The organism is Pseudomonas sp. WS 5021, assembly GCF_012985535.1.
Taxonomy (GTDB): domain Bacteria; phylum Pseudomonadota; class Gammaproteobacteria; order Pseudomonadales; family Pseudomonadaceae; genus Aquipseudomonas.
On the sequence record NZ_JAAQWP010000006.1, the window covers coordinates 172,701 to 195,580 of the forward strand.

At 61.8% G+C, this 22,880-nt stretch carries 23 protein-coding genes; 20 read left to right on the forward strand and 3 right to left on the reverse strand.

The window, feature by feature from the left end; genetic code table 11:
- The first annotated feature begins 41 nt into the window (after positions 1-41).
- The 9 genes from argS to HBO19_RS19770 all read left to right on the forward strand — a co-directional run bounded on the left by argS (position 42) and on the right by HBO19_RS19770 (position 10,601).
- On the forward strand, positions 42-1,778 hold the full coding sequence (gene argS, locus HBO19_RS19730) for an arginine--tRNA ligase (RefSeq protein WP_169952399.1): 1,737 nt from the start codon (positions 42-44) through the stop codon (positions 1,776-1,778).
- A gap of 1 nt (position 1,779) precedes the next feature.
- Positions 1,780-2,481, forward strand: a complete 702-nt coding sequence (locus tag HBO19_RS19735; RefSeq protein WP_029296044.1) for an SPOR domain-containing protein — start codon at positions 1,780-1,782, stop codon at positions 2,479-2,481.
- A gap of 255 nt (positions 2,482-2,736) precedes the next feature.
- Positions 2,737-3,267 (forward strand): ATP-dependent protease subunit HslV, encoded by a 531-nt coding sequence (hslV, locus tag HBO19_RS19740; protein ID WP_017738857.1) that lies wholly within the window; start codon positions 2,737-2,739, stop codon positions 3,265-3,267.
- A 38-nt stretch (positions 3,268-3,305) separates the two neighbouring features.
- Positions 3,306-4,643, forward strand: coding sequence for an ATP-dependent protease ATPase subunit HslU (gene hslU / locus HBO19_RS19745; protein ID WP_169952401.1), 1,338 nt, complete (start codon positions 3,306-3,308; stop codon positions 4,641-4,643).
- A gap of 165 nt (positions 4,644-4,808) precedes the next feature.
- On the forward strand, positions 4,809-5,186 hold the full coding sequence (locus HBO19_RS19750; RefSeq protein ID WP_169952404.1) for a DUF971 domain-containing protein: 378 nt from the start codon (positions 4,809-4,811) through the stop codon (positions 5,184-5,186).
- Positions 5,187-5,436: 250 nt separating this feature from the next.
- Entirely contained in the window at positions 5,437-7,116 is a 1,680-nt protein-coding gene (phaC, locus tag HBO19_RS19755; RefSeq protein WP_170058125.1) for a class II poly(R)-hydroxyalkanoic acid synthase, read from the forward strand.
- A 194-nt stretch (positions 7,117-7,310) separates the two neighbouring features.
- Positions 7,311-8,168, forward strand: a complete 858-nt coding sequence (gene phaZ, locus HBO19_RS19760; protein ID WP_029296035.1) for a poly(3-hydroxyalkanoate) depolymerase — start codon at positions 7,311-7,313, stop codon at positions 8,166-8,168.
- 102 nt (positions 8,169-8,270) lie between these two features.
- Positions 8,271-9,953 carry a class II poly(R)-hydroxyalkanoic acid synthase gene (phaC, locus tag HBO19_RS19765; RefSeq protein WP_169952408.1) on the forward strand — a complete coding sequence of 561 codons (1,683 nt, stop codon included), beginning with the start codon at positions 8,271-8,273 and terminating at the stop codon, positions 9,951-9,953.
- A 27-nt stretch (positions 9,954-9,980) separates the two neighbouring features.
- On the forward strand, positions 9,981-10,601 hold the full coding sequence (locus HBO19_RS19770) for a TetR/AcrR family transcriptional regulator (protein WP_170058126.1): 621 nt from the start codon (positions 9,981-9,983) through the stop codon (positions 10,599-10,601).
- Positions 10,602-10,783: 182 nt separating this feature from the next.
- Here HBO19_RS19770 and HBO19_RS19775 read toward each other — a convergent pair whose 3' ends face one another.
- The 3 genes from HBO19_RS19775 to HBO19_RS19785 all read right to left on the reverse strand — a co-directional run bounded on the left by HBO19_RS19775 (position 10,784) and on the right by HBO19_RS19785 (position 12,591).
- A complete protein-coding gene (locus HBO19_RS19775) occupies positions 10,784-11,743 on the reverse strand; it encodes a phasin family protein (RefSeq protein WP_169952412.1) in 960 nt (319 codons plus the stop codon).
- 11 nt (positions 11,744-11,754) lie between these two features.
- Positions 11,755-12,177 (reverse strand): phasin family protein, encoded by a 423-nt coding sequence (locus tag HBO19_RS19780; RefSeq protein WP_076961706.1) that lies wholly within the window; start codon positions 12,175-12,177, stop codon positions 11,755-11,757.
- A gap of 138 nt (positions 12,178-12,315) precedes the next feature.
- Positions 12,316-12,591 (reverse strand): polyhydroxyalkanoic acid system family protein, encoded by a 276-nt coding sequence (locus tag HBO19_RS19785; protein ID WP_032862236.1) that lies wholly within the window; start codon positions 12,589-12,591, stop codon positions 12,316-12,318.
- Positions 12,592-12,746: 155 nt separating this feature from the next.
- Here HBO19_RS19785 and ubiE point away from each other — a divergent pair, with 155 nt between their 5' ends.
- The 11 genes from ubiE to HBO19_RS19840 all read left to right on the forward strand — a co-directional run bounded on the left by ubiE (position 12,747) and on the right by HBO19_RS19840 (position 22,865).
- Positions 12,747-13,517, forward strand: a complete 771-nt coding sequence (gene ubiE / locus HBO19_RS19790; protein ID WP_003209306.1) for a bifunctional demethylmenaquinone methyltransferase/2-methoxy-6-polyprenyl-1,4-benzoquinol methylase UbiE — start codon at positions 12,747-12,749, stop codon at positions 13,515-13,517.
- A complete protein-coding gene (locus HBO19_RS19795; protein WP_170058127.1) occupies positions 13,517-14,140 on the forward strand; it encodes an SCP2 sterol-binding domain-containing protein in 624 nt (207 codons plus the stop codon). Before ubiE ends, HBO19_RS19795 begins: the two co-directional genes overlap by 1 nt.
- Entirely contained in the window at positions 14,137-15,741 is a 1,605-nt protein-coding gene (gene ubiB, locus HBO19_RS19800; RefSeq protein ID WP_169952416.1) for a ubiquinone biosynthesis regulatory protein kinase UbiB, read from the forward strand. The genes HBO19_RS19795 and ubiB overlap by 4 nt, the downstream gene beginning before the upstream one ends.
- Positions 15,742-15,805: 64 nt before the next feature.
- Entirely contained in the window at positions 15,806-16,198 is a 393-nt protein-coding gene (hisI, locus tag HBO19_RS19805) for a phosphoribosyl-AMP cyclohydrolase (protein WP_169952418.1), read from the forward strand.
- A gap of 2 nt (positions 16,199-16,200) precedes the next feature.
- Positions 16,201-16,533, forward strand: coding sequence for a phosphoribosyl-ATP diphosphatase (locus HBO19_RS19810; protein ID WP_029295998.1), 333 nt, complete (start codon positions 16,201-16,203; stop codon positions 16,531-16,533).
- A gap of 27 nt (positions 16,534-16,560) precedes the next feature.
- Positions 16,561-16,839, forward strand: a complete 279-nt coding sequence (locus HBO19_RS19815; protein ID WP_038445371.1) for a twin-arginine translocase TatA/TatE family subunit — start codon at positions 16,561-16,563, stop codon at positions 16,837-16,839.
- A 10-nt stretch (positions 16,840-16,849) separates the two neighbouring features.
- Complete coding sequence (gene tatB / locus HBO19_RS19820; RefSeq protein WP_170058128.1) at positions 16,850-17,257, forward strand: Sec-independent protein translocase protein TatB; 408 nt, start codon at positions 16,850-16,852, stop codon at positions 17,255-17,257.
- On the forward strand, positions 17,254-18,045 hold the full coding sequence (tatC, locus tag HBO19_RS19825; protein WP_170058129.1) for a twin-arginine translocase subunit TatC: 792 nt from the start codon (positions 17,254-17,256) through the stop codon (positions 18,043-18,045). Before tatB ends, tatC begins: the two co-directional genes overlap by 4 nt.
- Positions 18,042-18,749 (forward strand): 16S rRNA (uracil(1498)-N(3))-methyltransferase, encoded by a 708-nt coding sequence (locus HBO19_RS19830; RefSeq protein ID WP_170058130.1) that lies wholly within the window; start codon positions 18,042-18,044, stop codon positions 18,747-18,749. The genes tatC and HBO19_RS19830 overlap by 4 nt, the downstream gene beginning before the upstream one ends.
- A gap of 104 nt (positions 18,750-18,853) precedes the next feature.
- Entirely contained in the window at positions 18,854-20,770 is a 1,917-nt protein-coding gene (locus tag HBO19_RS19835; RefSeq protein ID WP_170058131.1) for a methyl-accepting chemotaxis protein, read from the forward strand.
- Between the two features lie 187 nt (positions 20,771-20,957).
- Positions 20,958-22,865 (forward strand): methyl-accepting chemotaxis protein, encoded by a 1,908-nt coding sequence (locus HBO19_RS19840; RefSeq protein ID WP_170058132.1) that lies wholly within the window; start codon positions 20,958-20,960, stop codon positions 22,863-22,865.
- Positions 22,866-22,880: the final 15 nt, after the last annotated feature.

The window sequence follows — 22,880 nt, forward strand, 5'->3', positions numbered from 1 at the left end:
TGCGCATCGCGCACCGCCGCTTGCGGTCGAAAGAGAACACCATGAAAGACACAATTCGCCAGTTGATCCAACAAGCCCTCACCCAACTCGTCAACGAAGGTGTGTTGCCTGAAGGCCTGACGCCGGCGATCCAGGTGGAAAACTCTCGAGACAAGACCCACGGCGACTTCGCCAGCAACATCGCAATGATGCTGGCCAAGCCTGCGGGCATGAAACCACGCGACCTCGCGGAAAAAATCATTGCCGCGCTGCCGGCCGACCCACAGGTCAGCAAGGCCGAAATCGCCGGCCCAGGCTTTATCAATATTTTCCAGAACACCCAGGCCCTGGCTTCACGCCTGGACGCCGCCCTGGCCGACGCCAAGATCGGCGTGCGCAAGGCCGGCCCCCTGCAGCGCGTGGCCATCGACCTGTCGGCCCCCAACCTGGCCAAGGAAATGCACGTCGGCCACCTGCGCTCGACCATCATTGGCGACGGCGTGGCGCGGGTCCTGGAGTTTCTTGGCGACACCGTGATCCGCCAGAACCACGTGGGCGACTGGGGCACCCAGTTCGGCATGCTGATGGCGTACCTGCAAGAGAACCCCATCACCAGCAACGAGCTGTCGGACCTGGAAAACTTCTACCGCGCCGCCAAGAAGCGCTTTGACGAATCCGAAGAGTTCGCCAACCGCGCCCGTGGCCTGGTGGTCAAGCTGCAGGCCGGCGACCCGGAATGCCTGGAGCTGTGGGCACGTTTCCGCGATATTTCCCTGTCCCACTGCCAGAAAATCTACGAACTGCTGAACGTCAAGCTGACCATGGCCGACGTGATGGGCGAAAGTGCCTACAACGACGACCTGATCAATGTGGTCAACGACCTCAAGGCCAAGGGCCTGCTGGTCGAGAGTAACGGCGCCCAGTGTGTGTTCCTCGACGAATTCAAGACCGCCGACGGCGAGCCGCTGCCGGTGATCATCGTCAAGGCCGACGGCGGCTATCTGTACGCCACCACCGACCTGGCGGCCGTGCGCTACCGCAGCGGCGTGCTCAAGGCCGACCGTGCGCTGTATTTCGTCGACCAGCGCCAGGCCCTGCACTTCCAGCAAGTGTTCGAAGTGGCGCGCCGCGCCGGTTTCGTCACCCACCCGATGCACATGGAACACATGGGCTTTGGCACCATGAACGGCGCCGATGGCCGCCCGTTCAAGACCCGCGACGGCGGCACCGTGAAGCTGATCGACCTGCTGAACGAAGCCCAGGAGCGTGCCTACAACCTGGTGAAGGAAAAGAACCCGGAACTGGCGGAAGCCGAGCTGCGCAATATCGCCCGGGTGGTGGGCATCGGCGCGGTGAAATACGCCGACCTGTCCAAGCATCGCACCAGCGACTACAGCTTCAACTTCGAGCTGATGCTCAACTTCGAAGGCAACACCGCGCCGTACCTGCTGTATGCCTACACCCGTGTGGCGGGCGTGTTCCGCAAGCTGGGCAAGGATTTCAGCGAAGTCGACGGCCAGATCATCCTGCAAGCGCCGCAAGAGCACGACCTGGCCGCCAAGCTGGCGCAGTTCGGCGAAGTGCTCAACAGCGTGGGCGAGAAAGGTACCCCGCACATTTTGTGCACCTACCTGTATGAAGTCGCCGGGTTGTTCTCCAGCTTCTACGAGAACTGCCCGATCCTGAGCGCCGACGACGAAACGCAAAAGCAAAGCCGCCTGCGCCTCGCCGCACTGGCTGGACGGACCCTCAAGCAAGGCCTGGAACTGTTGGGCCTGGAAACTCTGGAGCGTATGTAAGTTGGCAGCCAAGAAAAAACCTGCACCCAAGCGTGGCGCCAGCCGCTACCAGGCACCGGCCAAACAACCGATCCCGGGCTGGATGTGGCTGGCCATCGGCCTGTCGGTCGGTGCGTTTATCGTGTTCCTGATGAAACTGGAGCCGGGCCAGGGCGAAGACGTCAAGCGGGTCAAGCAGGAGCAGCAGAAGGCCAGCAAGATCGCCGAAGCGAACAAGACACCGCCGAGCCCAACCGCGCCTGTGAAGCCGAAATACGACTTCTATACGCTGCTGCCGGAATCGGAAGTGATCGTGCCGCAAGACGCCGTGCCGGAGAAAACCCTGCCGACGCCGCAAGTGCCGACCACCCCGGTAACCCCGGCGGAAGCAGCCAAGATCGACACCGCACGAGCCCAGGCGGCGTTGGCCGGGATTACCCCGCCGCCGGCACCACCGGTGGCCACTACCAAGGCGGCGCCGGTCACCAAGTTCTTCCTGCAGGCGGGCTCGTTCCCCAAGCAGGCGGATGCGGACCGGGTGCGGGCGCAGATTATCCTGCTCGGGCAGACGGTGACGGTGGAATCCGGGACGGTGAAGGAAGCGACCTGGTATCGCGTGCTGGTGGGACCGTTCAGCAATCGTGAACAGCTGACCGTGGCCCAGAAGCAGCTGGCGGGTGCGGGCTTTAGCAACCTGTTGTTACAACAACGCCAGAGCCGTTGAGCCACAGGCAACATGGATCAGATGTGGGAGCTGGCTTGCCTGCGATGACGGTGTATCAGTCAATATTTTCAGTGACGGGTGCACCGCGATCGCAGGCAAGCCAGCTCCCACATTGGTTTTATAGTGCTCTTGAGCCTGTGCCAGCCCGCTAGACACCACTCGTCCGCGCACCCTTCCTACGGTTGAAATCTCCCCCGCCACCCCCATATGAGTTCCATCAGGGCATTTTCGCCCCGCAGCGTGGAGACTCTCCCCTTGACCACCATCGTTTCAGTTCGTCGCCACGGCAAAGTCGTCATGGGCGGCGACGGCCAGGTTTCCCTTGGTAATACCGTGATGAAAGGCAACGCCAAAAAAGTGCGCCGCCTGTACCACGGCCAGGTCCTCGCCGGTTTTGCAGGTGCCACCGCTGACGCCTTTACCTTATTCGAACGTTTTGAAGGCCAGCTGGAAAAACACCAGGGCCATCTGGTGCGTGCCGCCGTCGAACTGGCCAAGGAGTGGCGCACCGATCGCTCCCTCAGCCGCCTCGAAGCCATGCTCGCCGTCGCCAACAAAGACGCCTCCTTGATCATCACCGGCAACGGTGACGTGGTGGAGCCCGAGAACGGCCTGATCGCCATGGGTTCCGGCGGTGGTTATGCCCAGGCCGCAGCCAGCGCCCTGCTGAAAAAAACCGACCTGTCGGCCCGGGAAATCGTCGAGACCGCCCTCGGTATCGCCGGCGATATCTGCGTGTTCACCAACCACAACCTGACCATTGAGGAGCAGGACCTCGCGGAATAAGCCGTCGGCTTGTTCCTGCTTGAGGACCACACACCACTATGTCCATGACTCCCCGCGAAATCGTCCACGAACTCAATCGCCATATCATCGGCCAGGACGATGCCAAGCGCGCCGTTGCCATCGCCCTGCGTAACCGCTGGCGCCGGATGCAACTGCCCGAAGAATTGCGCGTTGAAGTAACCCCCAAGAACATCCTGATGATCGGCCCGACCGGTGTCGGCAAGACCGAGATCGCCCGGCGCCTGGCCAAGCTGGCCAACGCACCGTTCATCAAGGTCGAAGCGACCAAGTTCACCGAAGTCGGCTATGTGGGCCGCGACGTCGAGTCGATCATCCGAGACCTGGCCGACGCCGCCCTGAAACTTTTGCGCGAACAGGAAATGACCAAGGTCAGCCACCGCGCCGAAGACGCCGCCGAAGAACGCATCCTCGATGCCCTGCTGCCACCGGCACGCACGGGCTTCAATGAAGACGCCGCCCCCGCCTCGGATTCCAACACGCGCCAGCTGTTCCGCAAGCGCCTGCGTGAAGGCCAGTTGGACGACAAGGAAATCGAGATCGAAGTCGCCGAAAGCGCCGGCGTCGACATCTCTGCACCGCCCGGCATGGAAGAAATGACCAGCCAGCTGCAGAACCTGTTCGCCAACATGGGCAAGGGCAAGAAGAAAAACCGCAAGCTCAAGGTCAAGGACGCGCTCAAGCTGGTGCGTGACGAAGAAGCCGGGCGCCTGGTCAACGAGGAAGAGCTCAAGGCCAAGGCCCTGGAAGCGGTCGAGCAGCACGGCATCGTGTTTATCGACGAGATCGACAAGGTGGCCAAGCGCGGCAATTCCGGTGGCGTCGATGTATCCCGCGAAGGCGTGCAGCGCGACCTGCTGCCGCTGATCGAAGGCTGCACGGTCAATACCAAGCTGGGCATGGTCAAGACTGACCACATCCTGTTTATCGCTTCCGGTGCGTTCCACCTGAGCAAGCCCAGCGACCTGGTGCCCGAGCTGCAAGGCCGCCTGCCGATTCGCGTGGAGCTCAAGGCCCTGACGCCGGGCGACTTCGAACGCATCCTCAGCGAACCGCATGCTTCGCTGACCGAGCAATACCGCGAGCTGCTCAAAACCGAAGGCCTGGGGATCGAGTTCCTGCCGGATGGCATCAAGCGCCTGGCGGAAATTGCCTGGCAGGTCAACGAGAAGACCGAGAACATCGGTGCCCGTCGCCTGCACACCCTGCTTGAGCGCCTGCTTGAGGAAGTGTCCTTCAGCGCCGGCGACATGGCGGGCGCGCAGAATGGCGTAGCAATCAGGATCGACGCCGACTACGTCAACAGCCACCTGGGCGAATTGGCGCAGAACGAAGACCTGTCTCGTTATATCCTGTAAGGCTTACGCAGGAACCGCTCTGCTTTTTTAAAGTGGGAGCGGGCTTGCTCGCGAATGCGGTGGGTCAGTTTATGCAACGGTGACTGACCCACCGCATTCGCGAGCAAGCCCGCTCCCACATTTTAAAGCCGGTTCCTTCAGGATCATCTCTGAGCGGTTCCCCAAATGACCAAACTGCCTACCGCCATCAACCTGCACAAAGCCTCCAAGACCCTCTCGCTGACCTACGGCCCCGACGAGGTCTATCACCTGAGCGCCGAACTGCTGCGGGTCCACTCCCCTTCAGCCGAGGTCCAGGGCCACGGCAAACCGATCCTGCAATTTGGCAAGCTGAATGTCGGCCTGACCAAGATCGAACCTGCCGGGCAGTACGCACTGAAATTGACCTTCGACGACGGTCATGACAGCGGACTGTTCACTTGGGACTACCTCTACCAACTCGCCGTACGTCAGGACGAGCTGTGGGCCGATTATCTTGCCGAGCTCAAGGCGGCCGGAAAAACCCGTGACCCGAGCCAGTCCGTCGTCAAGCTGATGCTCTAACTCAAGCCTCTTGCTCATTAGTGGGCATTTTCTAATTTCATCTGCTTGAATGCCCCTCCGTGTGGCCAAAGATTGGCCCGCTTGCGAAAAAAATTAAACTCGGGTAACCAATGGAATTGGCAAGTTCCCTGCATTTGACGATGCGGTATTTACGGTCACCCGAGCAGCAGTACCAGGCTTGTGTTGTGCCTCGATAATTGGGAGCACAGCGGTACCCGGTACTCGTCTTTCGGACAATGGAGCGTCGTAGATGAGTAACAAGAATAACGATGACTTGAAACGCCAGGCCTCGGAAAACACCCTGGGGCTCAACCCGATCATCGCATTACGGAAAAAGGATTTACTGGCTTCTGCGCGCATGGTGCTGACCCAGGCCATCAAGCAACCGCTGCACAGCGTCAAGCACGTCGCCCACTTTGGCGTCGAATTGAAGAATGTGGTGTTCGGCAAGTCCGAGCTTGCCCCCGAGAGCGATGACCGTCGCTTCAATGACCCGGCGTGGAGCCAGAACCCGCTCTACAAACGCTACCTGCAAACCTATCTGGCGTGGCGCAAGGAGCTGCACGACTGGATCGGCGACAGCAACCTGTCGGAGCAGGACATCAGCCGCGGCCACTTCGTCATCAACCTGATGACCGAGGCCATGGCGCCGACTAACAGCGCCGCTAACCCGGCCGCCGTCAAACGCTTCTTTGAAACCGGTGGCAAGAGCCTGCTCGATGGCCTCTCGCACCTGGCCAAGGACCTGGTGCACAACGGCGGCATGCCGAGCCAGGTGAACATGGGCGCCTTTGAAGTGGGCAAGAGCCTGGGCACCAGCGAAGGCGCGGTGGTGTTTCGCAATGACGTGCTGGAGCTGATCCAGTACAAGCCGATCACCGAACAGGTGTACGAGCGCCCGCTGCTGGTGGTGCCGCCGCAGATCAACAAGTTTTATGTGTTCGACCTGAGCCCGGACAAGAGCCTGGCGCGTTTCTGCCTGCGCAATAACCAGCAAACCTTTATCGTCAGTTGGCGCAATCCCACCAAGGCCCAGCGCGAATGGGGCCTGTCGACCTATATCGAAGCGCTGAAAGAGGCGGTCGATGTGGTCACGGCGATTACCGGCAGCAAGGACATCAACATGCTCGGCGCCTGTTCGGGTGGCATCACCTGCACCGCGCTGCTGGGCCACTACGCGGCGCTGGGCGAGAAGAAGGTCAACGCCCTGACCTTGCTGGTGAGCGTGCTGGACACCACCCTCGACACCCAGGTGGCCCTGTTCGTCGACGAACAGACCCTGGAAGCGGCCAAGCGCCATTCGTATCAGGCCGGCGTGCTGGAAGGCCGGGACATGGCCAAGGTGTTTGCCTGGATGCGCCCCAATGACCTGATCTGGAACTACTGGGTCAACAACTACCTGCTGGGCAATGAGCCGCCGGTGTTCGACATCCTGTTCTGGAACAACGACACCACGCGCCTGCCGGCAGCCTTCCACGGCGACTTGATCGAACTGTTCAAAAACAACCCGCTGGTGCGGGCCAATGCCCTGGAAGTGTGCGGCACCCCGATTGACCTCAAGCAGGTGACAGCCGACATCTACTCGCTGGCGGGCACCAATGACCACATCACGCCGTGGCAGTCCTGCTACAAGTCGGCGCAGTTGTTTGGCGGCAAGGTCGAGTTCGTGCTGTCCAGCAGCGGGCATATCCAAAGCATCCTCAACCCGCCCGGCAACCCCAAGGCGCGTTACCAGACCAGCGAGAGCATGGGCGAGAAGGCATTGGACTGGCAGGAAAACGCCACCAAGCATACCGACTCGTGGTGGCTGCACTGGCAGGGATGGGTGGGTGAGCGTTCAGGCAAGCTCAAGAAGTCCCCTACGATTTTGGGTAACAAGGCCTACGCAGCAGCAGAGGCTGCGCCAGGCACATACGTTCACGAGCGCTAAGGCCACACTTTTGTGTGATTGCAATGAGATCAAATGTGGGAACTCGGTCAGGGTGGGAGCGGGCTTGCTCGCGATGCAGGCAACACGGTGTATCTGTCAGGCCGAGTTGATGCCATCGCGGGCAAGCCCGCTCCCACACACACCTGCTCCCGCATGGGCCGCATTCCAGCAGTAACACTTCACAGGGCTTGAGCATGCCGCAACCGTTCATCTTCCGTACCATCGACCTGGATGGCCAGACCATCCGCACGGCGGTACGACCGGGCAAGTCTCACTTGACGCCATTGCTGATTTTCAACGGCATCGGCGCCAACCTTGAGCTGGTGTTTCCGTTCGTCCAGGCCCTGGACCCGGACCTGGAAGTGATTGCCTTCGACGTACCCGGCGTCGGCGGGTCGTCGACACCCAGCCGCCCCTATCGTTTTCCCGGCCTGGCCAAACTCACCGCGCGCATGCTCGATTACCTGGACTATGGCCAGGTCAATGCCGTGGGGGTTTCCTGGGGCGGCGCCCTGGCGCAGCAGTTTGCCTACGACTACCCGGAACGCTGCAAAAAGCTGATCCTCGCCGCCACCGCCGCCGGCGCCTTTATGGTACCCGGCAAGCCGAAAGTGCTATGGCTGATGGCCAGCCCGCGGCGCTACATCCAACCGTCCCATGTGGTGCGTATCGCACCGATGATTTATGGCGGCTCGTTCCGCCGCGACTCGAAACTGGCCGCCGAACACGCGAGCAAGGTGCGTTCGGCCGGCAAGCTGGGCTACTACTGGCAACTGTTTGCGGGCCTGGGCTGGACCAGCATTCACTGGCTGCACAAGATCAAGCAACCGACCCTGGTACTGGCCGGCGACGACGACCCACTGATCCCGCTGGTCAACATGCGCATGCTGGCCTGGCGCATTCCCAATGCCCAACTGCACATCATCGACGATGGCCATCTGTTCCTGATCACCCGGGCCGAAGCCGTGGCACCGATCATCATGAAGTTTCTCCAGGAGGAACGCCTGCGTGCGGTGATCCATCCGCAGCCGGCGCCCTATAGCAACACCTGAGCGGTATCGGGTCAGGACGACCCCTACGCGCAACTTGGCCAGAACCGACTATGGTTCTGAATTGGCGTGCTTGTTGGCGAATTGACGAAGGAGTGTTGACCCATGCGTGACCGACCCGTAAACGTCCCGGCGCCTACACCCGCCGCGTTCATCAATGCACAAAGTGCGATCACCGGGCTGCGCGGCCGGGATCTGCTGTCGACCCTGCGCAGTGTCGCCGCCCATGGCTTGCGCAACCCGCTGCACAGCGCGCGGCATGCTTTGGCATTGGGTGGGCAATTGGGCCGGGTACTACTGGGTGAAACCGTGCACGAACCCAACCCCCACGACAGCCGCTTCGCCGACCCCACCTGGACCCTCAACCCCCTGTACCGGCGCAGCCTGCAAGCCTATTTGAGCTGGCAGAAACAGACCCGGCATTGGATCGACGACAGCAGCCTGAGCGAAGACGACCGCGCGCGGGCGCATTTTGCCTTCTCGTTGCTCAACGATGCGGTGTCGCCGTCCAACACCCTGCTCAACCCGCTGGCGATCAAGGAGTTGCTCAACTCTGGCGGCAACAGCGTGGTGCGTGGCATGAGCAACCTGTTCGATGACTTGCTGCACAACAACGGCCTGCCGCGCCAGGTCACCAAGCAGGCCTTCGAGGTCGGCAAGACGGTGGCCACCACGCCTGGCTCGGTGGTGTTTCGCAATGAACTGCTGGAGCTGATCCAGTACAAGCCCATGAGCGAAAAACAGTACGCCAAGCCGCTGCTGGTGGTGCCGCCGCAAATCAACAAGTACTACATTTTCGATTTGAGCCCCGCCAACAGCTTCGTGCAGTACGCCCTGAAAAACGGCCTGCAGGTGTTTATGGTCAGTTGGCGCAACCCCGACGTGCGCCATCGCGAGTGGGGCCTGTCGACCTACGTGGCGGCCCTGGAAGAGGCCCTGAACATCTGCCGGGCGATCAGCGGCGCCCGTGAAGTGAACCTGATGGGCGCCTGCGCCGGGGGCCTGACCATCGCCGCCCTGCAAGGCCATCTGCAAGCCAAGCGCCAACAACGGCGGGTCGCCAGTGCCACCTACCTGGTAAGCCTGCTGGACAGCCAGATCGACAGCCCCGCCATGCTGTTTGCCGACGAACAGACCCTGGAAGCGGCCAAGCGCCGCTCCTATCAACAGGGCGTGCTGGATGGCCGCGACATGGCCAAGGTCTTCGCCTGGATGCGCCCCAATGATCTGATCTGGAATTACTGGATCAACAACTACCTGCTCGGCAAGGAGCCACCGGCGTTCGACATCCTGTACTGGAACAACGACAACACCCGCCTGCCGGCAGCCTTGCACGGCGATCTGCTGGATTTTTTCAAGCACAACCCACTGAGCCACCCCGGTGGCCTGGAAGTCTGCGGCACGCCCATCGACTTGCAGAAAGTCACGGTGGACAGCTTTAGCGTGGCAGGGATCAACGATCACATCACGCCCTGGGACGCGGTCTACCGCTCAACCTTGCTGCTGGGCGGCGACAAGCGCTTCGTGCTCTCCAACAGCGGGCATATCCAGAGCATCCTCAACCCGCCCGGCAATCCCAAGGCGAATTTTGTCGAGAACCTCAAGCTGAGCAGCGACCCCCGCGCCTGGTACTACGACGCCAGCCACATCGAGGGCAGTTGGTGGCCGCAGTGGCTTGAGTGGATCCAACAACGCTCCGGGGTGCAGCGCGAAACCCTGACGGCCCTGGGCAACCAGAACTACCCACCGATGGAAGCGGCGCCGGGCACTTATGTGCGAGTGCGCTGAGCTCAACGATCAGACTAAGAAGACTGGATGAAAACCCGCGACCGGATCCTTGAATGTGCCCTGCTGTTGTTCAACCACAAGGGCGAACCAAATGTTTCAACCATGGAGGTGGCCAATGAAATGGGGATCAGCCCCGGCAACCTCTATTACCACTTCCATGGCAAGGAACCCCTGGTACTGGGGCTGTTCGAGCGTTTTCAGGGGGAGTTGGCGCCGCTGCTCGACCCGCCGGCCGATGTGCAGTTGGCACCGGAGGATTACTGGCTGTTCCTGCACTTGATCGTCGAGCGCATGGCGCACTATCGGTTCCTGTTCCAGGACCTGTCGAACCTGGCCGGGCGCTTGCCCAAGCTAGCCAAGGGCATTCGCAACCTGCTGACCGCGCTCAAGCGCACCCTGGCTTCGCTGCTGGCGCGGCTCAAGGCCGAAGGGCAGTTGGTCAGCGATACCCAGGCACTGGGGCAGTTGGTGGAGCAGATCACCATGACCCTGCTGTTTTCCCTGGATTACCAGCGCATCCTCGATCGCGAGGCCGAGGTGCGGGTGGCGGTGTATCAAGTGATGATGCTGGTGGCGCCGCATCTGTTGATGCCGGCGCGGTTGGCTACCGAGCGTTTTGCTCTGCGCTACCTGGACGACACGGACTAGAAATGTGGGAGCGGGCTTGCTCGCGATTGCGGTGGGTCAGCCAACAAATCTGGCACTGATACACCGCTATCGCGGGCAAGCCCGCTCCCACACAAGCCCACACACATTAGGAATGTGTTGTTGCAAGCACCCAGTAAAACGCCCGACCTTTGCAGGCCGGGCGTTTTTATACGTCCCGTGAATCAGGACTGACTGGATGGCGTCGGGGTGGCCGGCGTTACAGTCGGGGTCGCTGCGGCGGGCGTCGGCGCGGTGGCCGAGTTGGTCGCAGGTGCCGGGGTTGCAGGCTTGGCCGCTACAGCAGGCTTGGGCGTTGCAGGTTTCTTGGCTACGGCCGGCTTTTTCGCTGCTGGCTTTGCCGCAGGTTTTGCCGCTGCTGGCTTGGCTGCAGGCTTCGCGGCGGCCGGTTTGGCAGCGGGTTTTGCTGCCACTGGCTTGGCAGCCGGCTTGGCCGCAGCCGTTTTTGCCACAGGCTTGGCAGCAGGTTTCGCTGCCGGCTTGGCCGCTGGTTTTGCAGCAGCTTTAGCCGCTACTGGCTTCTTGGCAGCAGGCTTGGCGGCAGGTTTGGCTGCTGCCGTTTTCGCCGCTGGCTTGGCTGCAGGTTTAGCGGCTGGCTTGGCCGCGGCCTTGACCAGTGGCTTGGCCGCGGTTTTCGCCGCAGGTTTGGCCGCAGCCGTTTTCGCGGCCGGCTTGGCAGCAGGCTTGGCCGCTGCTTTGACGGGAGCGACTTTAGCGCCGGTCAGCTTTTCGATTTGCTTGGTCAGGGTATCGACCTTGCTGTGCAGTGCCTTCACTTCATTGCGGCTCGGCACGCCCAGGCGCGAAATAGCACTGTTCAGGCGCTTGTCGAGTGCACCTTCAAGTTCGCCCCAAGTACCCAGTACCTGCTTTTTTGCATCACTGATACGGGACTTGGCCGAACTCGCGCTCGCCTTGGCCGCATCTACTTGTTTACCGACTGTGCTCTTGGTCAACTTCTCGGCCTTCTCGCCGTCTTTAACCAAAGTCTCGAAGAGTTTGCTGCCGTCACTGTCGATCTTCGAGTACACGCCTAAACCAGCCAGCCAGATCTTGCGGGAGTATTCTTCAACTTTCCCGACCCAAGAGCTGCCTTCTTTCTGAGTAGTCTTTTTAACAGCCATCCGATGTCTCCTTAGTGTTTACGCGCGACACGTTCGAGCAATGCCGTTAGCTCATCGAGCTTAGCAGAGAGTGTCTCCACGTCATGTTTAGACGCAATGCCGATTCGATTCAAGGCACTTGCAACACGCGCGTCAAAAGCCTTCTCGACTTTATCCAGTTGCACTTCCACGCGACCTTTGACGCTGGAGACATTGCTCTTAACGTAATCAATCTGACTGTTGGCAGCATCAAGTTGTTCATTCACAACTTTTTTGCCTTTGCTTTCAACATGTTGACCGGTCTTAACGAGTTCCTTGAAGTACTCGCTGCCTTCGCTGCCGACCTTCGCGTAAGCCCCCAAACCCGCCAGCCAGATCTTGCGAGCATAGGTTTTAACGTCGCTCAGAGCGCTGATTTGGGTGTCGATTTTTTTCTTCAAAATAACTTTGGCCATGGTGCACCTCACGCATAAAAGGGTGGAGGAACTGCCCACAGGAGTTGAGGGCTGAGTACAAAGTAGGGAGAAAAATTAGAATCGGCACCCTAAGAACAGCACAATGAGCCGCCAGCCAATGCGGCGCGCAGTCGCAGATCAGGCCAGGGCTTTATCCAGGGCCTTCTCGATTTCGGACTTGATGGTGCCACTCATGGCCGACATCAACAGGCCCAGTTCCACTTCAATCCTTAACGAATCCTCGGCCACTTTCAGCGTGCCTTTGACGCCGGAACGCTTGAGGTTCAACGTGTCGCCAGACCAAGATGGCTCCAGGCCATATTGTTCCTTGAGTTTATGCGCCAACTTCTCGGCTTTCGCCCTGGCAGCTTCCTTACCCAGTGCGTGGGCACGTTCAATCTGTATGCGGGCCATTTGAATGACTCCTCGTTATAAAGACGTATTGAGCACCCTGCTCACCCGCCATGCGGCAAAAGGTCTCGGCGGCCACCTATCTTACCTTCAGCCTTGCCAAGACAAAGCATGCCTTGGGGATTAGAATGCCCCCATTCTCTTTTGGTGACAGCGATATGACTGATCAGCGCAAAGGCAGCGATGCCGAACCCACCACTCACTTCGGCTTCAAGAACGTCCCGGAAAGCCAGAAAGCGGAAAAAGTCGCTGAAGTGTTCCACTCCGTGGCCGCCAAGTACGACCTGATGAACGACGTGCTGTCGGGCGGCATGCACCGCCTGTGGAAACGGTTCACCATCGAGTTGTCCGGCGTGCGCACCGGCAACCGGGTGCTGGATATCGCCGGTGGCACCGGCGACCTGGCCGCCAAGTTCTCCAAGCTCGTTGGCCCCACCGGCCAGGTGGTATTGGCCGACATCAACGGCTCGATGCTCAAGGTGGGCCGCGATCGCCTACTGGACAAGGGCGTGGCCGGCAACATCGAGTTCGTCCAGGCCGACGCTGAAAAGCTGCCGTTCCCCGACAACCATTTCGACTGCGTGACCATCGCCTTCGGCCTGCGCAACGTGACCCACAAGGAAGACGCCCTGCGCTCGATGCTGCGGGTGCTCAAGCCCGGTGGTCGCCTGCTGGTGCTGGAGTTCTCCAAGCCGACCAACGCGCTGATGTCCAAGGTCTACGACACCTACTCGTTCGCCTTCATGCCGTTGATGGGCAAGCTGATCACCAATGATGCCGAGAGCTATCGCTACCTGGCCGAGTCGATCCGCATGCACCCCAACCAGGAAACCCTGAAGTCGATGATGGTCGAGGCCGGCTTCGACCGCGTGACCTATCACAACATGACCTCCGGTATCGTCGCCCTGCATCGCGGCATCAAGCCCTGATGTTGTTCACGGGCCTTCTCGCCAGTGTCGAACACGGCCTCAACCGTGTCCTGCGCCTGGACAGCACCGCCCTGGCACGGCTGGCGCACCTGAACGGCAAGATCATTGCCGTCGATTGCAGCAGCCCGGCCTTGCAGCTGTTTATCCTGCCCAGCGACGAAGGCCTGATGCTCGCCGCGCACTGGGCCGCCGATGCCGACTGCACCCTGCGTGCACCGGCGGCGAGCCTGCTGCGCCTGGCCTTGAGCCGTGACAAGACCGCGATCCTGCACGGCCCCGAGGTAACCCTTGAAGGCGACAGCGCGGTGCTGATGGACCTGGCCGCCGTGCTGCAAGACCTGGAGCTGGACTGGGAATACGAGCTGTCGCGCTGGCTCGGCCCGGTGGCGACCCAGTTGATCAGCGGGCACCTGCGCAGCCGTTCGCGCTGGTACCAGCAGGGTTTCGCCAGCCTCAATCAGAACCTCGCCGAATACCTGAGCGAAGAATCGCGCACCCTCGTCGGACAACGGGAAGCCGAAGCGCGCTTTCGTGAACTCGACCAGGCCAAACTCGACCTGGAACGGCTTGAGGCGCGCTTCGAGCGCCTGAGCCGCTCCCTTGATCCAAGCGATAACGCATGAAGCTGCTCGCCGTCCGCCGTCTGTTCCGAATCCAACGCGTCGTCATTCGCTACCGCCTCGATGACCTGCTGTTCGCCCTGCCGCTGCCGTGGTTGTTGCTGGCCGTGCGCTACGTGCTGCCGTGGCGCTGGTTCCCGCGCAAGACCCTGGACCTGAGCCGTGGCGCACGCCTGCGCCTGGCCTTGCAGGACCTGGGGCCGATCTTCATCAAGTTCGGGCAGATCCTGTCGACCCGTCGCGACCTGCTACCCGAGGATATCGCCGACGAGCTGATGCTGTTGCAGGACCGCGTGCCGCCGTTCGACTCACAGCAGTCGATGAAGCTGATCGAAGAACAGCTGGGCAAGAAAATCAGCGAAGTGTTCAGCCGTTTCGACGTCGAGCCCCTGGCCTCGGCCTCGGTTGCCCAGGTGCACGCCGCGCAGCTTAAAACCGGCGAAGAGGTGGTGGTCAAGGTGATCCGCCCTGGCCTCAAGCCGATCATCGGCCAGGACCTGGCGTGGCTGTTCATTCTGGCCCGCGCCGCCGAGCGCTTCTCTGCCGATGCGCGCCTGTTGCACCCGGTGGATGTGGTCGCCGACTACGAAAAAACCATCTACGACGAACTCGACCTGTTGCGTGAAGCAGCCAACGCCAGCCAGCTCAAGCGCAACTTCGAAGGCTCGCCACTGCTGTACGTGCCGCAGGTCTATTGGGACTGGTGCCGGCCAAAGGTGCTGGTGATGGAGCGCATCTACGGCGTGCAGGTCACGGACCTGGCGACCCTGGCCGACCAGCGCACCGACATGAAGATGCTCGCCGAGCGTGGTGTGGAGATTTTCTTCACCCAGGTGTTTCGCGACAGCTTCTTCCACGCCGACATGCACCCCGGCAATATCTTCGTCAGCACGGTAAATCCATGGAGCCCGCAGTACATCGCGATCGACTGCGGCATCGTCGGCAGCCTCACCCCCGAGGACCAGGACTACCTGGCGCGCAACCTGTTTGCCTTCTTCAAGCGTGACTACCGGCGCGTGGCGCAATTGCACATCGATTCGGGCTGGGTGCCGGCCGAAACCAAGCTCAATGAGTTCGAGGCAGCAATCCGCACCGTGTGCGAGCCGATCTTCGAAAAACCGTTAAAAGATATTTCATTCGGCCAGGTACTGATGCGCCTGTTCCAGACCGCACGACGCTTCAATATGGAAGTGCAGCCACAACTGGTGCTGCTGCAAAAGACCCTGCTCAATATCGAAGGCCTGGGCCGCCAGCTGTACCCGGACCTGGACCTGTGGAACACCGCGCAACCGTTCCTCGAACGCTGGATGCGCGAGCGCGTCAGCCCGAAAACCCTGCTGGGCAACCTGCAAAGCCAGGTCGAGCAGCTACCGCACCTGGCCAACATGACCCGCGACCTGCTCGAGCGCATGTCCCAGCCCCACGCCAAGGACCCGGCGCCGCCGTGGCACCAGCGCAAGGACGACTGGTTCCTGCGCCTGCTGGGCGCGGCGCACCTGGGCGGTGGCGCGGTGCTCGCAGCCGGTGGGCCGTTGAACGAGCTGGGCCATTGGCCGGCCGGGATCATGGTCGCCGTGGGCCTTTATCTGGTCGTGCGTCGATAGGCCGACCGGTTATACACTGTTGCACATTGCCGGGGCGGGTCGCGCACGGCTGTCGGAGTCGAAGATGAAAGACTGGCTGGACGAGATCAAATGGGACAGTGACGGCCTGGTGCCAGCCATTGCCCAGGACCACAAGACCGGGCGCATCCTGATGATGGCCTGGATGAACCGCGAGGCCCTGAGCCTGACTGCCGCCGAGCAGCGTGCCATCTACTGGTCACGTTCCCGTGGCAAACTGTGGCGCAAGGGCGAAGAGTCCGGGCATGTACAAAAGCTGCACGAAATGCGCCTGGACTGCGACGCCGACGTGATCGTGCTGATGGTCGAGCAAGTCGGCGACATCGCCTGTCATACCGGCCGCCACAGCTGCTTCTACCGAGTGTTCGAGAACGGCGCGTGGAAAACCGTCGAGCCGGTGCTCAAAGACCCGCACGCCATTTACTCGGCAGGACATTGAACATGAGCGATACCCTGAACCGTGTGGCCCAGGTGCTGGAGGACCGCAAGGGTGCGGACGCCGACAGCTCCTATGTCGCCAGCCTGTACCACAAGGGCCTGAACAAGATTCTGGAAAAACTCGGCGAAGAATCCGTCGAGACCATCATCGCCGCCAAGGATGCTGAAATCAGCGGCGATTACAGCGATGTCATCTATGAGACCGCTGACTTGTGGTTCCATAGCCTGGTCATGCTCGCCCAACTGGGGCAGCACCCACAGGCCGTGCTGGATGAACTGGACCGTCGCTTCGGCTTGTCCGGGCACGCCGAAAAGGCCTCGCGCCCGTCCGCCTGAATAACTTTCTGACTGAGGAATTGCAGCATGGGCATTTTTGACTGGAAACACTGGATCGTCATTCTCGTAGTGGTCGTCCTCGTGTTCGGTACCAAGAAACTGAAGAACCTGGGCACTGATGTCGGCGAATCCATCAAGGGCTTTCGCAAGGCCATGAACGACGACGAAAAACCGGCCGATACGGGCGCCAACCCGGTTCCACCGGCGCAGCCTGTACACCCGCAGGCGGCACAGCCGATCACCGAGCGTCGCACCTTCGACGTACAGGCCGAGAAAGTCGAAGAGCCGTCCCGCAAAGACTCGTGAGCACTGACTAATGTTTGGTATCAGCTTCTCTGAACTGCTGCTCGTCGGCCTCGTTGCCCTGCTGGTGCTGGGGCCTGAACGCCTGCCCGGCGCCGCGCGCACGGCCGGCCTGTGGGTCGGGCGCCTGAAACGCAGTTTCAACGCCATCAAACAGGAAGTTGAACGGGAAATCGGCGCCGACGAGATTCGCCGGCAACTGCACAACGAACACATTCTGTCCCTGGAGCAGGAAGCGCGCAAAATCCTCGCGCCCCAGCAACAGCCGCCGACACCGGTTGAACCGGTGGCCGAGCAGAGCATTGCGCCGGTGGCCGAGACGCCCCCGATCGCCACGCCCGCTCCCCCAGCAGAGCCTGCGCCGACGCCCGCCGCGTCGCCCGCTCCCCACGACCCTACATTGCCGCCGCGAGCCCCATGAGCGCTGATAAACCGGAAAACGACCAGCATATGCCGCTGGTCTCGCACCTCACCGAGTTGCGCACCCGCCTGCTGCGGTGTGTCGCGGCGATCTTCGTGATCTTTGCCGGGCTGTTTGCCTTTACCCAGCAGATCTACACCTTCGTCTCGACGCCGCTGCGCGAGTACCTGCCGGTGGGCGCGACGATGATCGCCACCGACGTGTCCTCGCCGTTCCTCACGCCGCTCAAGTTGACGATGATGGTGTCGCTGTTCTTAGCGATCCCGGTGATCCTGCACCAGATCTGGGGCTTTATCGCACCGGGCCTGTACAAGCATGAAAAACGCATCGCGGTGCCGCTGTTGGTGTCGAGCATCATGCTGTTCTACACCGGCATGGCGTTCGCCTACTTCCTGGTGTTCCCACTGATCTTCAAGTTCTTCGCCGCCGCCACCCCGGCCGGTGTGGAAATGATGACCGACATCACCAGTTACCTCGACTTCGTGATGACGCTGTTCTTCGCCTTCGGCGTGGCCTTCGAGATCCCGGTGGCGGTGGTGCTGCTGGTGTGGATCGGCGTGGTCGACGTGAAGTACCTGCGCAAGATCCGCCCGTACGTGATCATCGGCTGCTTCGTGGTCGGCATGATCCTGACCCCACCGGATATCTTCTCGCAAACCTTGCTGGCCGTGCCGATGTGGATGCTGTTTGAAATTGGCATCTTGTTTGGCAGCCTGATAAGCAAGCGCGGCGAACACCCGGATGACCAACCCGCCGATGACGACCAGCCGCCAGCGACCCAACCGTGAACCTGCTGCTGCTTGAAGAGGCCGACTTTATCGCGCCCGACCGGGTCGTGCTGCGTGACCGGCGCCTGGTGCACATGCAAGAAGTGCATCGCGCCGCGGTCGGCGACAGCCTGCGCGTGGGGCGCATTGGCGGCTTGATGGGCAATGCACAGTTGCTGCGCCTGGAAGCGGACGAGGCCGAGCTGCAAATCAGCCTCGACCAGCCGCCACCGGCCAAGTTGCCACTGACCCTGCTGCTGGCCCTGCCACGCCCGAAAATGCTCCGTCGGGTGTTGCAGACCGTAGCGTCCATGGGTGTGCCACGGGTGGTGCTGGTCAACAGTTATCGGGTCGAGAAAAGCTTCTGGCAGACCCCGTTCCTGGAGCCCGAAGCCGTGCGCGAGCAACTGATCCTCGGCCTGGAACAGGCGCGGGATACGGTGCTGCCCGAGATCGTCATCGAAAAACGCTTCAAGCCCTTCGTTGAAGACCGCCTGCCGGCCCTGGCCCAGGACACCCTGGGCCTGGTCGGGCATCCCGGCGATTACCCGGCCTGCCCACGCGGCCTGGATGAACCGGTGACCCTGGCCATCGGCCCCGAAGGTGGCTGGATTCCCTATGAAGTGGACTTGCTGGCCAAGGCCGGCTTGCAGCCGGTGCAACTGGGCGCGCGGATCCTGCGCGTAGAAACTGCCGTGACCGCCCTGCTCGCCCGCCTCTTCTAACCCCGCCCCTCCAAACACCACGGGGCTTTGTGCCGCTACAGAATCCCGCTCGCATGCCGATACCCTCAGGATAAGTCCAAGCCTTGTTCAGGGGAGTTCACCGCATGTACCGTTGGCTAGCTGAAAAACTGGGGAATGTGAGCGTCAATCGCAAGCTGAGCGTGGGCTTTGGCCTGGTCTTGGTCCTCACGCTGCTGATCACCTTCACCGGCTGGACGGGCCTGAGTGGCGTGATCAGCCGTGGCGATAAACTGGGTTTTATTTCCAGCCTCAACGAACTCACCAAAGACCTGCGCCAGGCCCGGCTGGACTATGAAATGCGCCGTGGCGAACAAGGCCCGGGGCTGGTCAACGATCTGATGGATAAACTCGACAGCGGCCTGAAGACCGCGCGCAGCCAGATCGAACAACCGGCCGATGTCGCCATCATCGATGAGCAGTTGGCCGCCGTCGCCAAGTATCGACAGGCCTTTGGCGCCATGGTCCAGGCCGGTGCCCACCGCGAAGATGCACGCAGCAAGCTTGGCGCTACCGCCGACAACGCCGTCGGGCGCGTCGCGGAAATCGAAAAAGTCCTGCTGCAAGGTGACAGCGTCCCCCAGTTCAACAGCGCGGTCGAGCTGAGCAAGCTGATCCAGCAGGCGCGTTTCCAGGTGCGCGGCTATACCTACAGCGCCAAGGTCGAAGCTGAGCAACCGGCGCTGGATGCCATTGCCAACGCCCTGAAGAGCGCCGACAGCCTGCGCAGCCAACTGCCGGATCAATACAGCGCCAACCTGCAGGAGGCCAGCGACTCCCTCAAGGCCTACCTCGCCGCCGTCAGTCAGTTCCGCGACTCCCAGGTGGCCAGCGCCGCGGCCCTCAAGGCCATGGCCGAGCAAGGTGACCTGCTGTTCGAGCGCAGCAAAAAACTCACCGCCTCCCAAACCATCATCCGCGACGCCGACGCCGCACAGGCCAAGTTCCTGCTGATGCTGGCCACCGCCCTGGCGCTGGTCTTTGGCATGGTGGCGGCCTGGGCGATTACCCGGCAGATCGTGATTCCACTGAGCCAGACCCTCAAGGTCGCCGAGCGCGTCGCCGCCGGTGACCTGACCCATGATCTGGTTTCGCAACGCCAGGACGAACTGGGCCAACTGCAACGCGCCATGCAAAGCATGACCATGGGCCTGCGTGACCTGATCGGCGGGATTAGCGACGGCGTGACGCAAATTGCCAGCGCCGCCGAAGAATTGTCGGCGGTTACCGAGCAGACCAGCGCCGGGGTCAACAGCCAGAAGGTGGAGACCGACCAGGTCGCCACCGCGATGAACGAAATGGCCGCCACCGTGCAGGAAGTGGCGCGCAATGCCGAGGAGGCCTCGGAAGCCGCCGTCGCCGCCGACCAACAAGCCCGCGAAGGCGACAGGGTGGTCGGCGAAGCCATCGCCCAGATCGAGCGCCTGGCCGGCGAAGTCGGCAATTCCACCGAGGCCATGGGCCATCTCAAGCGCGAAAGCGACAAGATCGGCAGCGTGCTGGACGTGATCAAGTCCGTGGCCCAGCAAACCAACCTACTGGCACTCAACGCCGCCATTGAAGCGGCACGCGCCGGGGAAGCCGGCCGTGGCTTCGCGGTGGTGGCCGATGAGGTGCGCAGCCTGGCGCAGCGCACGCAAAAATCCACCGAAGAGATCGAAGAGCTGATCGTCGGCCTGCAAAGCGGCACCCAGCAGGTGGCGACCATCATGGACAACAGCCGTGGCCTCACCGACAGCAGCGTCGAGCTGACCCGTCGCGCCGGCAATGCCCTGGGGAACATCACCCGCACGGTCTCGGCCATCCAGGCGATGAACCAGCAGATCGCCACCGCCGCCGAGCAACAGAGCGCCGTGGCCGAAGAGATCAACCGCAGCGTGCTGAACGTACGCGATGTGTCCGAGCAGACCGCAGCAGCCAGCGAAGAGACTGCCGCCTCCAGTACCGAACTGGCGCGCCTGGGCACCCATCTGCAATCACTGGTCGGCCGCTTCCGGGTCTGACCCCTGCCCTTCGCGGCGATCCGTCCGGGTCGCCGCTCGCAGCTTGTGAAATTTCCTACACGTTTTTCAGGCCATGATCGGTACACCTGGCGCCTACGCCGACTAGCGTTCAAATGGATTCAATGTGTCCGCGCCCGTCGGCGCCCCGGCACGTCGAACGTCTTTGTTCACTTGCCGGAGGTTGGCCATGCTTCGTCGAATGACTCAACTGCTGGGTAACACCAGCGTCACTCTCAAACTGGTCCTGGGTTTTGCCTTGGTGCTGGCCCTGAGCCTTGTAATCGCCCTGACTGGCTGGCAGTCCCTCGCCGCCTCGCTCTACCGCTCACAAACCCTGACCGTGCTCGCGCAACTGGCAGTGACCGGTGAACAAGTGCGGGCCGACCGCATCGTGTACCGCACCCTGGACAACGCAACCAGCCTCAATAAATTGAGCGTCTCCATGGACGAGGTCGACGGGTACATGAGCGAGCTGTCAAACCGTCTCAAGGCGCCAAAAGCCCTGCAATACCTGCAGAGCATGGCCAGTATTTCAGGCAAGTTCAAAACCACGCTCAAGGATGTGCCCTCACTGGTCAAGCAGCGGGAAACTGCCCGCGAACAGCTGAAACAGAGCTCCATCCGTACCAGCGACAGCCTGGCGCAACTGGCCAGCGACCTGCCCGACCAGGACGACGAAAAAGCCCTCGATGCCATCGAAGCCCTGCGCCTGGCCATTGAACAAGCCGAAGACCGCGCCCTGAGCCCGGCCTGGGCGGCCAGCAGCCTGGATACCTATGCCCAGGCCGTCAGCGACGCCGAGCGCAGCCTCGAACTCGCCCAGGCGGCGGTGGAGAAACTGCCCGTGGACAGCAGCGCATTGAAAAATGCCGTGCTCAGCCTGCGCACCCATCTGGCACGCCTGCGCGATACCCAGCTCACCACCGAAACGGCGCAAAACCAGTTGGAGCAGCAGCTGGATCAACTGCTGGTGCAGAGTGACCTGTTGAGCCAGGACCAGACCCAGCGCCGCAATCGGGAAGCCGAACAGGCCCGCACCCAGACGCTCGCCATTACCGCTGCGGCCGTGCTCTTTGGCGCCCTGGCCGCCTGGATAATCGCCGGGCAGATCGTCAAGCCACTGCGCAGGGCCCTGGCCGTGGCCAATCGCATTGCCGACGGCGACCTCAGCCACGATGTGCAGACCCGGCGCCGCGATGAGCTGGGCCAGTTGCAATGCAGCATGGCGCAAATGACCCTGAACCTGCGGGGGCTGATTGGCAGCATCAGCGACAATGCCCGGCAGATCGCCAGCGCCGCCGAGGAGTTGTCGGCCGTCACCGAGCAAACCCGGGCGGGCGTGAATAATCAGCGTGACGAAACCGAGCAGGTGGCGACCGCCATGAACCAGATGCTCGCCACCGCCCAGGAAGTCGCGCGGCATGCCGAACAGGCCTCGATTGCCGCCGGCCAGGCCAATCAGCAGACCGAACTGGGCGACCAGGTGGTGACGGATGCGGTGACGCACATTGAACACCTGGCCCACGAGATGGCGCGCTCCAGCCAGGCGATGCTGGGCCTGCAACGGGAAAGCCAGAAGATCGGCAGCGTGCTGGAGGTAATCAAGTCGGTGTCCCAGCAGACCAACCTGCTGGCGCTCAATGCGGCGATCGAGGCCGCACGCGCAGGTGAAGCCGGCCAGGGATTTGCCGTGGTGGCCGACGAAGTCCGCAGCCTTGCCCAGCGCACCCAACAGTCCGCCGAGGAAATCGAAGAACTGATCGGCGGGTTGCACAGCGGCACGCAACAGGTCGCCGACATCATGGACAACAGCCGCGCCCTGACCGACCGCAGCGTCGGCCTGACGCGCAATGCCGGCGACGCCCTGACGGAAATCGCGCGCACTGTGCTGGTCATCCAGGAAATGAACCCACAGATCGCCGCCGCCGCCGAACAGCAAAGTGCGGTGGCCGAGGAGATCAATCGCAGCGTGTTGAAGGTCAGGGATGTGTCGGAGCAAACCGCCGCTGCCAGCGAACAGACGGCGGCGGCGAGTATTGAATTGGCACGGCTGGGCACGAATCTTCAGCAGTGCGTAGGCAAGTTCAAGGTCTGAACCTGCCCCCGTGGG

What these genes read in the sequence shown, in the direction of transcription:
- argS (WP_169952399.1), top strand. Translation starts at nt 42, where the DNA reads ATGAAAGACACAATTCGCCAGTTGATCCAACAAGCCCTCACCCAACTC.
- hslU (WP_169952401.1), top strand. Translation starts at nt 3,306, where the DNA reads ATGTCCATGACTCCCCGCGAAATCGTCCACGAACTCAATCGCCATATC.
- HBO19_RS19750 (WP_169952404.1), top strand. Translation starts at nt 4,809, where the DNA reads ATGACCAAACTGCCTACCGCCATCAACCTGCACAAAGCCTCCAAGACC.
- phaC (WP_170058125.1), top strand. Translation starts at nt 5,437, where the DNA reads ATGAGTAACAAGAATAACGATGACTTGAAACGCCAGGCCTCGGAAAAC.
- phaZ (WP_029296035.1), top strand. Translation starts at nt 7,311, where the DNA reads ATGCCGCAACCGTTCATCTTCCGTACCATCGACCTGGATGGCCAGACC.
- phaC (WP_169952408.1), top strand. Translation starts at nt 8,271, where the DNA reads ATGCGTGACCGACCCGTAAACGTCCCGGCGCCTACACCCGCCGCGTTC.
- HBO19_RS19770 (WP_170058126.1), top strand. Translation starts at nt 9,981, where the DNA reads ATGAAAACCCGCGACCGGATCCTTGAATGTGCCCTGCTGTTGTTCAAC.
- HBO19_RS19775 (WP_169952412.1), bottom strand. Translation starts at nt 11,743, where the DNA reads ATGGCTGTTAAAAAGACTACTCAGAAAGAAGGCAGCTCTTGGGTCGGG.
- HBO19_RS19780 (WP_076961706.1), bottom strand. Translation starts at nt 12,177, where the DNA reads ATGGCCAAAGTTATTTTGAAGAAAAAAATCGACACCCAAATCAGCGCT.
- HBO19_RS19785 (WP_032862236.1), bottom strand. Translation starts at nt 12,591, where the DNA reads ATGGCCCGCATACAGATTGAACGTGCCCACGCACTGGGTAAGGAAGCT.
- ubiE (WP_003209306.1), top strand. Translation starts at nt 12,747, where the DNA reads ATGACTGATCAGCGCAAAGGCAGCGATGCCGAACCCACCACTCACTTC.
- HBO19_RS19795 (WP_170058127.1), top strand. Translation starts at nt 13,517, where the DNA reads ATGTTGTTCACGGGCCTTCTCGCCAGTGTCGAACACGGCCTCAACCGT.
- ubiB (WP_169952416.1), top strand. Translation starts at nt 14,137, where the DNA reads ATGAAGCTGCTCGCCGTCCGCCGTCTGTTCCGAATCCAACGCGTCGTC.
- hisI (WP_169952418.1), top strand. Translation starts at nt 15,806, where the DNA reads ATGAAAGACTGGCTGGACGAGATCAAATGGGACAGTGACGGCCTGGTG.
- HBO19_RS19810 (WP_029295998.1), top strand. Translation starts at nt 16,201, where the DNA reads ATGAGCGATACCCTGAACCGTGTGGCCCAGGTGCTGGAGGACCGCAAG.
- HBO19_RS19815 (WP_038445371.1), top strand. Translation starts at nt 16,561, where the DNA reads ATGGGCATTTTTGACTGGAAACACTGGATCGTCATTCTCGTAGTGGTC.
- tatB (WP_170058128.1), top strand. Translation starts at nt 16,850, where the DNA reads ATGTTTGGTATCAGCTTCTCTGAACTGCTGCTCGTCGGCCTCGTTGCC.
- tatC (WP_170058129.1), top strand. Translation starts at nt 17,254, where the DNA reads ATGAGCGCTGATAAACCGGAAAACGACCAGCATATGCCGCTGGTCTCG.
- HBO19_RS19835 (WP_170058131.1), top strand. Translation starts at nt 18,854, where the DNA reads ATGTACCGTTGGCTAGCTGAAAAACTGGGGAATGTGAGCGTCAATCGC.
- HBO19_RS19840 (WP_170058132.1), top strand. Translation starts at nt 20,958, where the DNA reads ATGCTTCGTCGAATGACTCAACTGCTGGGTAACACCAGCGTCACTCTC.